This window comes from Flavobacterium sp. (genome assembly GCF_044373165.1).
Classification (GTDB): Bacteria; Bacteroidota; Bacteroidia; order Flavobacteriales; family Flavobacteriaceae; genus Flavobacterium.
This window is the reverse complement of record NZ_JBILQL010000018.1, coordinates 1-15301: the sequence shown is the minus strand read 5'-3', so window position 1 is coordinate 15301 and position 15301 is coordinate 1. Positions and strand designations below refer to the sequence as shown.

Below are 15301 nucleotides of genomic sequence, written 5' to 3'. Positions count from 1 at the left end.
AAAGAATCTTATTTTGGGCAAAAAAGGTTTTCGTTTCCGAAAACCTTTCCCAATTTTAGCGGTCTGGACGGGACTCGAACCCGCGACCCCATGCGTGACAGGCATGTATTCTAACCAACTGAACTACCAAACCATCGCTTTATTGCGGTTGCAAATATACAACTGATTTTCTATTCTGCAACTTTTTTTTGCTAAAAAAACAAAAACAGTTTTTGAGACTTAACCAAACATTTGTTTTTCAACCAAGTATGTCGTTAAAATTTTCTCAAAACTTTCTTCCACCGCTACTGGCACGTACTTAATTTTGTTTTGAGCACAAGTTAAGGCCAATGCTTTAAAATAAGCAGCCACTTTTTCTTCATAGGCTTCTTTGATGCTGTCGGCAAAAATATTAATCTGTTCTCCTGTTTCTAAATCGATAAATTTGCGCGGGGCATTATCAAAATCGAAGTTGACTTCGGTTTGCTTATCGATGACATGAAAAACCACTACCCGGTGTTTGTTGTGTTTCAAATGTTGTAGGGCATTGAACAAGGCTTCGGTTTTGCCATCATTAGCCGTTGGATTGAACATGTCCGTAAACAAGATGATCATAGAACGGCGGTGCATTTTTTCAGCTATCTGGTGTAAAAAGGTAACTGTATCCGTGCTTTTAGCCGATTTAGAATTTTCCAACAAATCTTCCAGTTTATTGAGTATCATGCGATGGTGGCGATCACTGCCTTTTTCGGGCGCGTAATATTCGTAAGTATCCGAATAAACACTGAGTCCGACAGCATCTCTTTGCTTTTTGAGCAAGTTCATTAAAACGGCAGAAGCCAGTACCGAAAAACCGATTTTGTTGTGGTAAAAAGGTTGATTGGAAGTCAACTTTGGGTAATGCATGGAAGAAGAATTGTCGATAATCAAATGACAACGCAAATTGGTTTCTTCCTCGAATCGCTTGGTGTACAAACGATCGGTTTTGGCGAATAATTTCCAATCGATATGCTTGGTGCTTTCGCCGGTGTTGTATACTTTATGTTCGGCAAACTCGGCTGAAAAACCGTGAAAAGGCGATTTGTGCATACCCGAAATAAAGCCTTCCACGACTTGATTGGCCAGCAATTCCAAATGCTTGAAACCGGAAACGAGTTCTTTTTGTTCTTCAATCTTCATAAATCAAATATAACCAATTGAAGGATTTGAAAATTTGAAAATTTGAAAATTTTAACAGCTGTTGTTTAAAAATTATTAACGGACTGTCTAGCCCCGAGGGAGTCTCGTCTAAAGACGAGACGGACTGCGTGAGGAGTTTTCCTAAACAAGGCAGATGCCGTGCTCCAGAAAATAAAAAAAGCCTAACTTGCGTTAGACCTTAGTTTCTTTTTCACGGTATTTTACAACAAAGCGTCGATAGCGTCGGTGTAGGTTTTTTTAGGCGCAACGCCTACCTGACGACCTACCACTTCACCATTTTGGAAAACCAAAACCGTCGGAATGTTACGCACACCGTATTTGGCAGCGAACTCCTGATTGGCATCTACATCTACTTTACCTACTATTGCTTTGCCTTCATATTCTGAGGAAATTTCGTCGATTACCGGTCCAACCATACGACAAGGTCCACACCAAGCTGCCCAAAAATCAACCACTACCGGTTTGTCTGCTTTTAATACTACTTCATCAAAAGTAGCATCTGTAATTGCTAAAGCCATATTGTGTATTTTTAAATTACTTTATTATTTTCGCCAAAATTAGGCAATTTATTTGATTATAAAATGTTAAAAAAATCAGTTTTGGCTATTAACTCATTGCCAGAATCGATTTTTAGTTGAGACTGAACTTTACGTTCATTTTTTCTAACTCCGACAACAGTTCGTTGGAGATTCGGATTTTCAATTTGCGACTCGGTAACGAAATTCGAGTGGCTACTTGCAACTGTTCTTCTATTATCGGAATATCAACTTCAACTTCTTCAGGATTATCGGTATCGACAATTATCTCATCCTCTGCTATAGTTTTGGGCAACGGTGCAATCGGTTTGAGTACTTTTTCAAATTCCACGACATCAAAAGACACCGTATGATCGCCTTTGTTGGCGGTAAACAATTGGTTGAGCTTTTGGATAAACTCTGCTTGTAATTCGTGGATGTCCATTTGGATGCTCAACTTTTTGGCAAACTGCGGCAATACATCCTGCAATTGTTTTACATCGGTGAATTGTAGTCGCGGTTCTGATTTTTTCCCGGTTTCACGGTTCACCCAACCGTCTTTTACCATAACTTTAAAATACACAAATTGGTTATTCACTAGGAAATGGCGAAACTTTAAATAGTCTTCGTCGAAGATTCTGAATTCATGACTTTCGTCGTAACCCTCTAAAGTAAACATGGCCCAATCTTTTCCGTTTTTGGCGGTTTTGTATTGCACATTGGTTACGATACCGGCGAAAGTGAGTGTTTTGCCCACAAAATTGTTGAGATTTTTCAGGTTCTCTAATTTGCTGTTGCAGAAGTATTTCATTTCGAATTTAAAATCATCCAACGGATGACCGGAAATATAAATACCAACGACTTCTTTTTCTTTGGCCAACTTTTCCATCGTACTCCAATCTTCGCAGGGCGGAACAGTTGGTTCGGCTATTTGCACATCGCTGGCATCACCGAATAAGCTGACTTGCGACGAATTTTCGTTTTCCTGAAACTTGGCGCCGTAACGCATGGCTTTTTCGTAGAACGTGATGTTATCGCCGTCGGTGTGGAAATATTGGGCGCGATGCGTTTCCGTAAAACAATCGAATCCACCGGCTAAGGCTAAGTTTTCGAAGGCTTTTTTATTGGCGGCGCGCAAGTCAATACGTTTGGCTAAATCAAAAATCGATTTGTAGTGGCCTTCTTTACGGTTGTCGACTATGGTTTGTACGGCGCCCATTCCAACGCCTTTAATCGCTCCCATTCCGAAACGAACAGCGTAGTTTTCGTTTACGGTGAATTTGTAATAACTCTCATTTACATCCGGACCGAGAACTTGCAAGCCCATTCGCTTACATTCTTCCATAAAGAAGGAGACTTGCTTGATGTCGTTCATGTTATTAGACAGTACCGCCGCCATGTATTCGGCCGGATAATGTGCTTTGAGATAAGCCGTTTGGTAGGCAATCCAAGCGTAGCAAGTGGAGTGCGATTTGTTAAAGGCGTACTGCGCAAAAGCTTCCCAATCTTTCCATATTTTTTCTAGTTTTTCGGCATCGTGTCCATTCGCCACTGCTTGATCGATGAATTTAGATTTCATTTTATCCAACACATCTTTCTGCTTTTTACCCATGGCCTTTCGCAGTACGTCGGCATCACCTTTAGAGAAACCGGCTAATTTTTGCGACAAAAGCATTACCTGCTCTTGGTAAACGGTAATCCCGTAGGTATCTTTTAGATATTCTTCGCAGGCTTCTAAATCGTATACAATGGGTTCTTCTCCGTTTTTACGTCGCACGAAAGACGGAATATATTCGAGCGGTCCCGGACGATAGAGCGCATTCATCGCAATCAAATCTCCGAAAACGGTGGGTTTCAAATCTTTTAAATACTTCTGCATTCCGGGCGACTCGTATTGGAATATCCCAACCGTTTCTCCTCTTTGGAACAACTCGTAGGTCTTTACGTCATCGATTGGGAACGCATCCGGATCAAGTTCTACACCGGTGCGGTATTTTACTAATTTGACGGTGTCTTTAATTAAGGTTAGGGTTTTCAATCCTAAGAAGTCCATTTTAAGCAATCCGGCACTTTCTACCACCGAGTTATCAAACTGCGTGACATACAAATCCGAATCCTTGGCCGTGGCTACCGGAACAAAATTGGTAATATCATCCGGTGTGATAATTACACCACAAGCGTGAATTCCGGTGTTGCGCAGATTACCTTCCAGGATTTTGGCTTGCTGAATGGTTTCACTGCCTAAGTCGTTGCCGTTGGCAAGTTCTATCAACTCTTTGACTTTATCAAACTCTTCGGCTCTGAGTGCGGCTTTGAGTTTGTCATTATCAAGGGTAAATATTTTGGCCAAATTCAAGGTCGTCGGAATCAACTTGGCAATTTTATCGGCTTCAAACAAAGGCAAATCGAGCACACGAGCGGTATCACGGACTGAGGATTTGGCAGCCATCGTACCGTAAGTAATAATTTGGGCTACTTGTTTGGAACCGTATTTGTTGATTACATAATCCATTACACGACTTCGGCCTTCATCGTCAAAGTCGATATCGATATCGGGCATCGACACACGATCGGGATTAAGGAAACGCTCAAAAAGCAAGTCGTACAATAACGGGTCGATATTAGTAATACCCAAACAATAGGCAACTACGGAACCTGCTGCCGAACCACGCCCGGGACCAACAGAAACGTCCATACTTCTAGCCGCTGCGATGAAATCTTGTACAATCAAAAAGTAACCCGGATACCCGGTGTTTTCAATGGTTTTTAATTCGAAATCCAGTCGTTCCTGAATTTCAGGCGTGATGTCACCGTATCGCTTTTTGGCTCCTTCTTGAGTAAGGTAAGCCAAGTATTTGTTTTCCCCGCGTTTACCGCCGTCAATTGCATCTTCAGGCACTACGAATTCTTCGGGTATGTCGAATTTAGGCAAGAGTACTTCTCTCGATAAATCGTATATCTCAATTTTATTGACAATTTCTTCAGTGGTGACGATAGCTTCGGGCAAATCGTGGAAGAGCTTTTTCATTTCTTCACCCGATTTGAAATAGTACTCTTGGTTGTTAAAACCGTAGCGATAACCTCGCCCGCGACCTATAGGCGTAGATTGTTTTTCGCCATCGCGAACACAAAGTAAAATATCGTGAGCGTTGGCATCTTCTTTATTAATATAGAAAACATTATTGGTCGCCACCGTTTTCACACTGTGCTTTTTGGCTAAAGAAATAAGTGAAGTATTCACCCTATTTTCATCTTCTTGATTGTGGCGCATTAACTCGATGTAGAAATCTTCACCGAATTGTTCTTTCCACCAAACAAGTGCTTCTTCGGCTTGGTTTTCGCCTATATTCAAAACTTTACTCGGAATTTCTCCATAAAGGTTTCCGGAAAGCACGATGATGTCTTCTTTGTATTGTTGGATGACTTTTTTGTCGATTCTCGGCACATAATAAAAGCCTTCGGTATAGGCGATAGATGATAATTTGGCCAAATTATGATAGCCTTTTTTGGTTTTAGCCAAAAAGACAATTTGGTAACCATTGTCTTTACGAGATTTGTCTTTTAAATCATCACAAACAAAAAACTCGCAACCTACAATGGGTTTAACAATGGTTTCTGTAGGTGTTTCTCCGTTTTCTTCGGCTTCTTTGTTTTTGGCTTGTGCCGATTTGTTGTGGTACAAAATATCCCTCACAAAATGAAAAGCGCCCATCAAATTGGCGTGATCGGTCATGGCCACCGCCGGCATTTTGTTTTGTACAGCGGCATTCACCAAATCTTTCACACTGATGGTAGATTGCAACACAGAGAATTGCGTATGATTGTGCAAATGAACAAACTCAATACCAGCAACATTGTGGTGGATTTGTTGTTTGCCATCCGATGGTGCTGCTACTTCTTGAGGTTGCAATTGCTTTCTGATTTCCTCTGAAGCCTGTTTCAGATTGAGGTGTTTCAATCCGATGAGCTGGATTTCCTTAGGATTGTTTTCATCAAATTCTCTGAAATAATCCGCAGGAACGTCGAGTTCTTCTTTGGTAAAAACCTGTCTTCTGATTAGCTCTAAGAAGCAACGTGTTGTGGCTTCAACGTCGGCTGTAGCATTGTGGGCTTCGGCAAACGGCACATTGAAAAGATAACTGTGCAGCTCTGTTAGCGTAGGCAATTTAAACTTTCCGCCTCGACCGCCGGGTAATTTCAATAATTCAGCCGTGACTTCAGTACAAGTATCTAAAACCGGCAAGGTTGCCATAGGAGAATTCACTCCCAATCGGTAAAACTCGCAACCCATAATATTGACATCAAAGCCAACGTTTTGTCCTACTATAAATTTGGCTTTCGACAGCGCAATATTGAATTTTTCTAAAACCTCCAATAAAGGAACGCCTTGGTTTTGAGCCAATTCGGTTGAAATTCCGTGAATTCTTTCGGCATCATATGGTATATTAAACCCTTCCGGCTTCACTAAATAATCCTGATGTTCGATAAGATTACCCATAGCGTCGTGCAATTGCCAGGCAATTTGTATACAACGAGGCCAATTATCAGTATCGGAAATAGGTGCTGCCCAATTGCGGGGCAAACCGGTAGTTTCGGTATCGAAAATTAAATACATAGTGAAATCCCAAAGTTAAAATTCCAAATTCTGTGGTGCATTTGGGCAAAAGAGCCACTTTCGGAACAGTTTCAAAAATACGTTTTCAGACTAAGGAAATCAACTTTAGTTATCAACAAAAAAACCACCCGAAACATCGAATGGTTTTAAATTATAAAAAGCGTTTTCTGAATTAGTATCTTCCGCCGCTGTTTCTATCGTTGTATCCGCCACGAGAATTTCCACCTCCGTTGTAACCACCACGGTTATTGTTGAAGCTTCTTCTTTCGCCTTCCGGTTTTGGCTCTGATTTATTTACCACTATAGTTCTACCGCTAACCGTAGCACCATTTAACTCATCGATTGCTTTTTGAGCTTCCGCATCATTTTCCATTTCAACAAAACCGAATCCTTTACTTCTTCCGGTAAATTTATCAGTGATGATTTTTACGGAATTAACCGTTCCATAGACTTCAAAAGAATCTCTTAAATCTGCTTCGTCTATACTAAACGGAAGACTCCCAACAAAAATATTCATATTTTAAATTTTAAATTTTGACAAAGGTAACCTTTAATGAAACGCAAAACACTATAAATTTGAAAAATTCTCAATAAATAAAAAAAGCCGTCTGTTGACGGCTTATTATATTGAATGAACTGATAATTAAAGAGATGGAAAAACAGGTATTTTATAAAACTCTCCGTATTGGAAGTTTAAAATCGGACCGCCAAAAGGACTGTTATTGGCATTAGCCGCATTGAATTTAAAGGTACCTGAAACAGTCATATTGACATCATCATATTCCGTGATTTTGATTTCACCGTTACTGTTTTGTACATTTTGCACTCGGAATCTACAATTAAGATTGCCACCGGAAACGGTAATTATGTCTCCTGCCACATAGAAATTCCCTCGTGAAACGAGAGACAAACTTGTAACAACCCCTGAAGCATTGGCTACAACGCTAACGGTCAAACCGCTCCCTGAACCACCGGTAGTTATCACAGAATTGCCACTGCTGTAACCTGTTCCCCCGGAAATCAAATTAATATTGCTAACCGGACCCGGCACGGCTACCGTAGCATACTCTAATGCTACATTATCAATGGTTGAAGAATAAGTTGCCGAATTATTCACATTAGTAGTTCCTAAAATGTAAGTACCCTCATTAGTACTACTAGTATTTAAAGTTAAGGTTTCAAACTCGGTTAAAGCTTCAATAGAAAGTCTTCCGTTAGCATTCAAGTAGGCTCTGGTTTCACCGGATGTCCAAAAAACATCATCTTTCAATCCTTGCAAACCGGGATTGCTAAATTTGACATCATCTTGACAAGAGGTCATGGCTACGGCTATAAAAATTAGGGACAAAATTCTTTTCATTTTTTCAATGTATTTCTCCACAAAAATAACTTTTTAATGTAAAAATGCTAATTAAATTTTAAAAAAATAACGTTAAAGTTAGTCATGACAAGGAGTTGACTGTAAAAATATAATTTTCAATTAGTTTGTTTGTAAAAAATAACTATCTTTGCGCCCTTAAATAACCGAGGTCGAGTACCTCAAATTAATCAAAAAGATTATGTCAGTAAAAATTAGATTACAAAGACACGGAAAAAAAGGGAAACCTTTTTATTGGATCGTAGCTGCTGATGCTCGTTCAAAAAGAGATGGTAAATTCTTAGAAAAATTAGGCGTTTACAATCCAAACACCAATCCTGCCACTATTGATTTAAACCTTGACCAAGCGGTTCAATGGTTACACAATGGTGCACAACCAACCGATACTGCAAGAGCTATCCTTTCTTACAAAGGTGCTTTGATGAAACACCACCTTGACGGAGGCGTTCGCAAAGGTGCTTTGACACAAGAACAAGCCGATGCTAAATTGGCTAAATGGTTAGATGAAAAAGCTAACAAAGTAACGGCTAAAAAAGAAGGTTTATCAAAAGCACAAGAAGCAGCTAAAGCAAAAGCTTTAAAAGCTGAAAAAGAAGCTAATGACAAACGTGCTGCCGCTGCTGTTGAAGCTGCCAAAGTTGAAGAAGAAGTAGCTGAAGAAGTGGCTGTTGAAGAAACTGCAGCAGAAGAAACTCCTGAAGTTGTGGCTGAAGTAGCTGTTGAAGAAACTGTAGCAGAAGAAACTCCTGCTGCTGAAGAAGCTCCTGAAGTAGTAGCTGAAGAAGCTCCGGCTGCCGAAGAAGCAAGCGAAGAAACAGAAGCTTAACATTTTAGGCAATCATGCGTAAAGAAGATTGTTTCTATTTAGGTAAAATTGCCAAAAAGTTTAGTTTCAAAGGGGAAGTCCTACTCTATTTAGACACCGACGAACCCGAATTATATGAAGATATGGAATCAGTATTTGTTGAATTCAACAAAGATCTGATTCCATTTTTTATTGAAAACAGCAACCTGCACAAAAACGATTTCCTTCGCGTAAAGTTTGAAGATGTTGATTCGGAAGAAGAAGCCGACAAAATGATTGGCTGTGAAATTTATCTTCCTTTAAACATGTTGCCTAAATTAGAAGGCAACAAATTTTATTTTCACGAAGTCATTGGTTTTGAAATCGAAGACAAACGCCTTGGGGTTTTTGGCAAAATCGTTTCTATCAATGACAGTTCAGCCCAACCGCTTTTTGAAGTGGTTAACGGTTCGGTAGAAATACTAGTTCCCATGATTGATCAATTCTTGGTTAAAATCGACCGAGAAAACAAAAAGGTTATCATGGATTTACCGGAAGGTCTAATCGAAATGTATCTTTAGGAGCTATTTCCCGCTTTCCGCGCTACATGGTAGCCAGCTCCAATCGGGGCTAGAAATTCGCCTTTAATGCCATGCCTCAGCGTAAAAAAAACATCCTTAAAAATACCTGAAGCCCACTGGGTTTCCTCCTCTTAATCTCAAATGTTCCAATTCAAACAATTTTCCATACAACAAGACCGCTGCGCAATGAAAGTCGGCACCGATGGTGTTTTACTTGGTGCTTGGACGCCTATTGACCATAAACCGTTTTCGGTTTTAGACATTGGCTCAGGAACCGGATTAGTAGCGTTGATGTTAGCCCAAAGATGCCATGCCGTGCAAATTGACGCCATTGAAATAGATGAAAATGCCTTTGAACAATGCGTAGACAATTTTGAAAATTCGCCTTGGAACGACCGTTTGTTTTGTTTTCATGCATCGCTCGATGCTTTTATGGATGACTTAGAAGATGAGGAGTATGATTTGATTGTTTCCAATCCGCCGTTTTACAGCGAAGATTATAAAACCGAAAATGAATCGAGAGATTTAGCCCGTTTTCAAGACGCTTTGCCTTTTGAAGATTTAGTGGAAGCCGCTTCGGTACTGCTTACTGAAACAGGTGTTTTGGCGGTAATTGTTCCGCACAAAGAGGAAGACAGATTGATTGCTTTGGCCAAAGCCTGTGATTTGTTCCCGCTCCAAATTACCCGCGTAAAAGGCACACCGACAACCGAAATCAAAAGAAGCTTGTTGGCATTTTCGTTTACCAAAACTACCGACTTCCCTATTGATGAATTGGTCATTGAAACCGAAAGACACCAATATACAGCAGACTATATTGCATTGACTAAAAATTTCTACCTGAAGATGTGAAATTAATGGCTTTCAATTATTTTGATGGCTTCTTTAATGTACAAATCGGGGTCGAAATTTTTAGCCGATTCTTTTAAAGCAACATCGAGACGAAGCCCATTCTTTTGAACTTCTTTGCCATCAGGATAAAACCCTCCTAAGCCTGTAAAATAAATTTTTGTGGCGTCAGACATAGTGTATTCAACAACATTCATAACTGAACCTGCTGTTTGTTCACCTATTGTAATACAATTTGGCGCTTGTTGAATGGCCATTCCAATATATTCGGCTTTACTCTGTGTCTTTCTGTTGACAAGCAACACCACTTTGCCTTTATAATACTCTCGATTACTGGTACCGGTATTAAATGGATCAGAAATAAACTTTAATAAGCCTTGCCCGTCATATTCTCCGACAGACGGTTGATTCTCCATTGGGAAAAGCACTTTTACAAACTCTTTATTTTTAGGGAAAAGAAATTTCGTGAGGTCACTTTCTTTCATCTCGCTTGGATAATTTCTCAAATCGAGAATAATCCCTTTGGTATTCTTAAAAAGTGTAAAGGCACTTTTAAGTTCATTTTTGGTGATAGAACCCAAATTTACATAACCAATTCCGGGGGCTTCATTTTTGTACTTTTCACTTGAAGAAGCCGAAATCCACTCAGGAAGACTATCTTTTATAGTTTCATACAATTGAATTTTTTTGTTTAGTACAGCCCCACTCTTTTTGAGGACGGTAATGTCTAGTGAGTCACTGTCATTCCAAAGCAAAAAATGACTCCATTTTTTTAAAAAAGTTGGATTTGAAGCCGAAAGCAAGGGTTGCAATCTTTTGTTGTTAACTGTTCCTATGTCTTCTTTATTTATTTTACAAATCACATCTCCTAATTCAATCCCATTCTTTTCCGCTAAAGCTTTGTTTGAAATGTATTGAACCAACAAAGAGTCGTTGATGTTTTTTACAAAAAAAGGCGGTTTGAATTTAAAAAGTTTGTCTGTGATTTGTTTTGATAAATAAAAAGAATGCGAATCATTGAGTTTAGAAATCAATTTAGACTTAGCCATTTCAAATTCAAAATGGGTATTACAATTTAAAAATTCAGTAGTCATTGCATCCAAACAATCCAGCCATTTTTCGGCCATTAAATATTTATTCACATTCCAATAATGAATGGCATTCCAAAAATTAAAAAGCAAAAGCAATCTATGACTTGTTATGGCATGATTAAAATCCTTGAATCCTTTTTCATTGTTAAAAGACAGCATTTTGGTTAAATTGTCTGTCGAGGCATAATAATTAGTAATGTTTGCGTTTTCAGAAATCCCTCTAAGTAAGGTTGTCAATTGCGCTCCAAAAACAGCTTCGTCAATCCAACCGTAGTCAACATTCTTGGTGAATAGTTTACTGGAATTTGCTGCTCTGACTCTAACATTTTTTGTTGGATACTTTGCTAAAAAATCCACTAAAAAACCATTCATCTCCTGCTGATTTTTTACCGAAGCTACTTTGTCACACAAAAGAATAAACTCATTATCCCAAGAGTATTTCCCTTTGCTAATCTCAGGATGATGGTATTTTAACAAACCCCAAACCAATCCTAATTGCTTATACCTATCCCTTTCAAAACTACTTGTTGGCGAAAAACAATGGCTTTGAGAGACGAAAAATAAAATAAAAAAAAGAAATCTCATTGGACTGGAATTTAAAACAATACAAACCTATAGTTTAATAGAAATGCCAACTTTATGTTTAACATAATTTTATAAAGCCGTGCTTGCTAAAATGAAAAAATGGTATTGAACAGCTATTTTGTACAAAATGTAAGCCCACATACATGGTAAAAAAATCTTAATTAACACTACTTTATCAGTTAGCGAAAATGAAAACAGTACTTTAGAGGTTTCATCTTTAACACCTTACTATTGAAGCCAACTCTACTCTTTTTATTTATTATCACTATAACTTCTTGTCTCGCTCAAAACCAAAAAGAGCTGCACGGGAAAATAGTTTGCGAAGGGAAAGGTATTGCTGCAGTCGACTTGGTAAACCTGACTTCTAAAAAAAGCACTACAACCGATTCTCAAGGGCATTTTAGCATTAGCGTAACCGTTGGCGACGAATTGTATATCCTTTCCAAGGAGTATGTCGATTTCAAACTCAAAATTACCGAAATCCACTTCCAAACAAACGCATTGACCATCACCCTAGAAAAGAAACCCATAGTGCTCGAAGATGTTGAAATTGTGAAGAAGTCGAGTTTGAAAGTCCAAATTACACAAGCTGATATAGACGACATAAAATTGAGCAAACAAGTACAAGCCTTGAAAGTAGTTAACGTATACGACGGGACGATTGAAAACGGGGTCGACTTTGTTCGCATGTTCAAAGGCGTAACCAATTGGTTCAAATCCAAAGACAAAGAAATACCAGAAAAACCGGTTCCGCCGCCCAGTTTTAAAGGCTATCTCAACAGTCATTACGACCGTAACTTTTACCTGAACAACCTCAAATTAAAACCGGAAGAAATCGATTTGTTCATTGCCTATTGCGAAGCAGATGACCGTGCGGCTGCTTTGGCCGAACGCCAAGACATACTGGAAATGGCCGACTTCTTGTTTGAAAAAAATGAAGCGTTTAAAAAACTCGAGCGTTGAGTGTAAAGCCACTGCCCTAGCCCGGATCTCGTCAAAAAAAAACGAGACAAGAAGCCGGATAAAGCTTCAAAAAAATTATAACAATTGTTGATTGAGATTTTAACTTAGATTATGTAGCTTTGCAAACGTTTTCGTAAACCAAATTATACACTATGAGACCCGATTTATTTCAAGCTCCGGATTACTATTTATTAGATGATTTATTAACGGAAGAACACAAATTAGTACGTGATTCTGCCCGTGCGTGGGTGAAGCGTGAAGTTTCTCCTATCATTGAAGATTATGCGCAACGTGCCGAATTCCCGAAGCAAATCATTAAAGGTTTGGGAGAAATTGGCGGATTTGGTCCGTACATTCCCGAAGAGTATGGCGGTGCCGGTTTAGACCAAATTTCGTATGGTTTGATCATGCAAGAAATTGAAAGAGGTGACTCGGGTGTGCGTTCGACCTCATCGGTACAATCGTCTTTAGTGATGTATCCGATATGGAAATTCGGGACTGAGGAACAACGTCAGAAATATTTACCCAAATTGGCTACCGGAGAATTCATGGGTTGCTTCGGGTTAACTGAACCTGATTTTGGTTCAAATCCAAGCGGCATGGTAACCAACTTTAAAGACATGGGCGACCATTATTTATTGAACGGTGCCAAAATGTGGATTTCTAACGCACCATTTGCAGATATTGCGGTGGTTTGGGCGAAAAATGAAGAAGGCAGAATACACGGCTTAATCGTAGAGCGCGGTATGGAAGGTTTTACCACTCCTGAAACACATAACAAATGGTCGTTACGTGCTTCGGCCACAGGCGAATTGATTTTTGACAACGTAAAAGTACCCAAAGAAAACTTAATGCCCGGGAAATCCGGTTTGGGCGCACCCATGATGTGTTTGGATTCGGCCCGTTACGGAATCGCTTGGGGTGCCATTGGCGCCGCTATGGATTGCTACGATACTGCTTTGAGATATTCTAAAGAAAGAATTCAGTTTGATAAACCTATAGCCGGATTCCAATTACAACAAAAAAAATTGGCTGAAATGATTACTGAAATCACCAAAGCCCAATTGTTGACCTGGCGTTTAGGCGTTTTGAGAAACGAAGGCAAGGCAACCACTGCGCAAATTTCGATGGCCAAAAGAAACAATGTAGACATGGCTATCAACATTGCCAGAGAAGCCCGTCAAATGTTAGGTGGTATGGGAATTACCGGTGAGTATTCTATCATGCGTCACAGCATGAACTTGGAAAGTGTGATTACTTATGAAGGCACACACGACATTCACTTGTTGATTACCGGAGCCGATATCACAGGGATTCCGGCCTTTAAATAAAAGATTAAACAATCAATAAAATTGATACAAAATGCTTCTCTTTTCGGGGAAGCATTTTTATTTTTGTTTGGTAAAACTTAATACACTACGGTTACTTAAATTCTATAAAAAAAAGCTATGACCATTTCAATTATCAACGAAAAAATACAACCGCAAAAAGACCTTTTACTACAGCATCCGCTTTATGAGAAAGTAAAAAATATAGACGATTTGCGGCAGTTTTTAGAATCGCATGTGTATGCGGTTTGGGACTTTATGTCATTATTAAAAGCCTTACAAAGCAAACTAACTTGTACTTCTACACCTTGGTTTGCTACGGAAAATCCGGAAACCCGTCGTTTGATTAACGAAATAGTATTGGCGGAAGAAAGCGATTTGACTTTAGACGGAAAGCGTTTGAGTCATTTTGAAATGTATGTGGAAGCCATGCAAAGTTGTGGCGCTTCAACCGAGGAACTGAATGCCTTTCTAAAAAATGTAGTCGACACCAAAAACGTGTTTATCGCTATCAAACAAAGCGATTTACACGAAAATGTTAAGTCGTTTCTTGATTTTACCTTCCGAGTAATTGAAGAAGGTAAAGTGCATAAAATTGCGGCGGCGTTTACTTTTGGAAGAGAAGATTTGATTCCGACTATGTTCACGGAAATTCTCAAGAGTTTCCAGCAAAACTTTCCGGATGTTGATTTGTCTAAATTGATCTATTATTTCGAAAGACATATCGCTTTAGATGCTGACGAACACGGTCCGATGGCAATGCAAATGATAACAGAACTTTGCCAAAACGAGGAACAAAAATGGAAGGAAGTGGAAGAAGTTTCGGTTTTGGCTTTGGAGAAACGAATCGGACTTTGGGATGCTATTGAAGAAAAAATTGAAACTCGTTTAGAGCTGGCTTAAAAAAATAAACATTAAACCAAAGATTCGATTATGAAATTCATTTCAAAAATACTTGTAGTCTTTGGTTTGGTTTTTGGTTTAAACTGTTGTTCCGAAGAGGAAGAAAATATACCACAGGCAACACCCCGATTGTTTAAGTATTTGGCTCTGGGTGACAGTTATACTTTTGGGCAAGGGGTTTGTGTTGATTGCCGGTTTCCCGAACAATTGAAAGACAGTCTTGGTAGGTATTTAACAGAAGAGGACGATGTAGAAATTAAACTCATTGCGCAAACCGGCTGGACTACCAACAATTTAAAAAACGCTGTTGCTGCACAAAATCTAACCAACGATTACAACTTAGTGACTTTACTAATAGGTGTTAACAACCAATACCAAGGTATTCCTTTTAGTGTTTACGAACAAGAATTTCCTGAACTGGTTCATACCGCTATTGCTAAAGCCGGAGGCAATCAAAACAAAGTGATTGTAATTTCTATCCCTGATTATGCTTACACTCCATTTGGTCAAGGCTCCGCATTTATTTCAAC

13 protein-coding genes and 1 tRNA gene are annotated in these 15301 nt (G+C 39.2%); 7 read left to right on the top strand and 7 right to left on the bottom strand.

Features of this window, described 5'->3' with window-relative positions; genetic code table 11:
* Positions 1 to 59 precede the first annotated feature (59 nt).
* The 6 genes from ACIQ32_RS04320 to ACIQ32_RS04295 form a co-directional block, all read right to left on the bottom strand.
* Positions 60 to 133, bottom strand: a tRNA-Asp gene (locus tag ACIQ32_RS04320).
* An 86-nt stretch (positions 134 to 219) separates the two neighbouring features.
* Entirely contained in the window at positions 220 to 1158 is a 939-nt protein-coding gene (locus ACIQ32_RS04315; protein ID WP_396194462.1) for a DUF58 domain-containing protein, read from the bottom strand.
* Positions 1159 to 1379: 221 nt separating this feature from the next.
* On the bottom strand, positions 1380 to 1697 hold the full coding sequence (gene trxA, locus ACIQ32_RS04310) for a thioredoxin (protein ID WP_396194461.1): 318 nt from the start codon (positions 1695 to 1697) through the stop codon (positions 1380 to 1382).
* A 112-nt stretch (positions 1698 to 1809) separates the two neighbouring features.
* Positions 1810 to 6309 carry a DNA polymerase III subunit alpha gene (gene dnaE / locus ACIQ32_RS04305; RefSeq protein ID WP_396194460.1) on the bottom strand — a complete coding sequence of 1500 codons (4500 nt, stop codon included), beginning with the start codon at positions 6307 to 6309 and terminating at the stop codon, positions 1810 to 1812.
* Positions 6310 to 6481: 172 nt separating this feature from the next.
* Positions 6482 to 6826, bottom strand: coding sequence for an RNA-binding protein (locus tag ACIQ32_RS04300; protein ID WP_290873119.1), 345 nt, complete (start codon positions 6824 to 6826; stop codon positions 6482 to 6484).
* A 126-nt stretch (positions 6827 to 6952) separates the two neighbouring features.
* Positions 6953 to 7669, bottom strand: coding sequence for a DUF6252 family protein (locus tag ACIQ32_RS04295; protein ID WP_396194459.1), 717 nt, complete (start codon positions 7667 to 7669; stop codon positions 6953 to 6955).
* Between the two features lie 199 nt (positions 7670 to 7868).
* Between ACIQ32_RS04295 and ACIQ32_RS04290 the strand changes: the two genes are divergently transcribed.
* The 3 genes from ACIQ32_RS04290 (at position 7869) to ACIQ32_RS04280 (ending at position 9904) form a co-directional block, all read left to right on the top strand.
* The gene (locus ACIQ32_RS04290; protein ID WP_396194458.1) at positions 7869 to 8513 is read left to right on the top strand and encodes a 30S ribosomal protein S16; all 645 of its coding nucleotides are present in this window, start codon (positions 7869 to 7871) and stop codon (positions 8511 to 8513) included.
* A gap of 14 nt (positions 8514 to 8527) precedes the next feature.
* The gene (rimM, locus tag ACIQ32_RS04285) at positions 8528 to 9052 is read left to right on the top strand and encodes a ribosome maturation factor RimM (RefSeq protein WP_396194457.1); all 525 of its coding nucleotides are present in this window, start codon (positions 8528 to 8530) and stop codon (positions 9050 to 9052) included.
* 141 nt (positions 9053 to 9193) lie between these two features.
* Positions 9194 to 9904 carry a tRNA1(Val) (adenine(37)-N6)-methyltransferase gene (locus ACIQ32_RS04280; RefSeq protein WP_396194456.1) on the top strand — a complete coding sequence of 237 codons (711 nt, stop codon included), beginning with the start codon at positions 9194 to 9196 and terminating at the stop codon, positions 9902 to 9904.
* A gap of 2 nt (positions 9905 to 9906) precedes the next feature.
* On the opposite strand, the gene ACIQ32_RS04275 is transcribed toward ACIQ32_RS04280, so the two are convergent.
* Complete coding sequence (locus ACIQ32_RS04275; RefSeq protein WP_396194455.1) at positions 9907 to 11577, bottom strand: S41 family peptidase; 1671 nt, start codon at positions 11575 to 11577, stop codon at positions 9907 to 9909.
* Positions 11578 to 11808: 231 nt separating this feature from the next.
* Here ACIQ32_RS04275 and ACIQ32_RS04270 point away from each other — a divergent pair, with 231 nt between their 5' ends.
* The 4 genes from ACIQ32_RS04270 to ACIQ32_RS04255 all read left to right on the top strand — a co-directional run.
* Entirely contained in the window at positions 11809 to 12540 is a 732-nt protein-coding gene (locus tag ACIQ32_RS04270) for a hypothetical protein (RefSeq protein WP_396194454.1), read from the top strand.
* A 152-nt stretch (positions 12541 to 12692) separates the two neighbouring features.
* Complete coding sequence (locus ACIQ32_RS04265) at positions 12693 to 13871, top strand: acyl-CoA dehydrogenase family protein (protein ID WP_396194453.1); 1179 nt, start codon at positions 12693 to 12695, stop codon at positions 13869 to 13871.
* A gap of 117 nt (positions 13872 to 13988) precedes the next feature.
* On the top strand, positions 13989 to 14771 hold the full coding sequence (locus tag ACIQ32_RS04260) for a DUF3050 domain-containing protein (RefSeq protein ID WP_396194452.1): 783 nt from the start codon (positions 13989 to 13991) through the stop codon (positions 14769 to 14771).
* Between the two features lie 30 nt (positions 14772 to 14801).
* The coding region (locus tag ACIQ32_RS04255; protein ID WP_396194451.1) for a GDSL-type esterase/lipase family protein at positions 14802 to 15301 on the top strand (500 nt) is incomplete at its 3' end.

Bases quoted from the DNA above. Each gene is read 5' to 3' on its own strand.
- ACIQ32_RS04260 (WP_396194452.1), top strand. From the start codon at position 13,989: ATGACCATTTCAATTATCAACGAAAAAATACAACCGCAAAAAGACCTT.
- ACIQ32_RS04280 (WP_396194456.1), top strand. From the start codon at position 9,194: ATGTTCCAATTCAAACAATTTTCCATACAACAAGACCGCTGCGCAATG.
- rimM (WP_396194457.1), top strand. From the start codon at position 8,528: ATGCGTAAAGAAGATTGTTTCTATTTAGGTAAAATTGCCAAAAAGTTT.
- ACIQ32_RS04295 (WP_396194459.1), bottom strand. From the start codon at position 7,669: ATGAAAAGAATTTTGTCCCTAATTTTTATAGCCGTAGCCATGACCTCT.
- dnaE (WP_396194460.1), bottom strand. From the start codon at position 6,309: ATGTATTTAATTTTCGATACCGAAACTACCGGTTTGCCCCGCAATTGG.
- ACIQ32_RS04315 (WP_396194462.1), bottom strand. From the start codon at position 1,158: ATGAAGATTGAAGAACAAAAAGAACTCGTTTCCGGTTTCAAGCATTTG.
- ACIQ32_RS04265 (WP_396194453.1), top strand. From the start codon at position 12,693: ATGAGACCCGATTTATTTCAAGCTCCGGATTACTATTTATTAGATGAT.
- ACIQ32_RS04275 (WP_396194455.1), bottom strand. From the start codon at position 11,577: ATGAGATTTCTTTTTTTTATTTTATTTTTCGTCTCTCAAAGCCATTGT.
- trxA (WP_396194461.1), bottom strand. From the start codon at position 1,697: ATGGCTTTAGCAATTACAGATGCTACTTTTGATGAAGTAGTATTAAAA.
- ACIQ32_RS04290 (WP_396194458.1), top strand. From the start codon at position 7,869: ATGTCAGTAAAAATTAGATTACAAAGACACGGAAAAAAAGGGAAACCT.
- ACIQ32_RS04300 (WP_290873119.1), bottom strand. From the start codon at position 6,826: ATGAATATTTTTGTTGGGAGTCTTCCGTTTAGTATAGACGAAGCAGAT.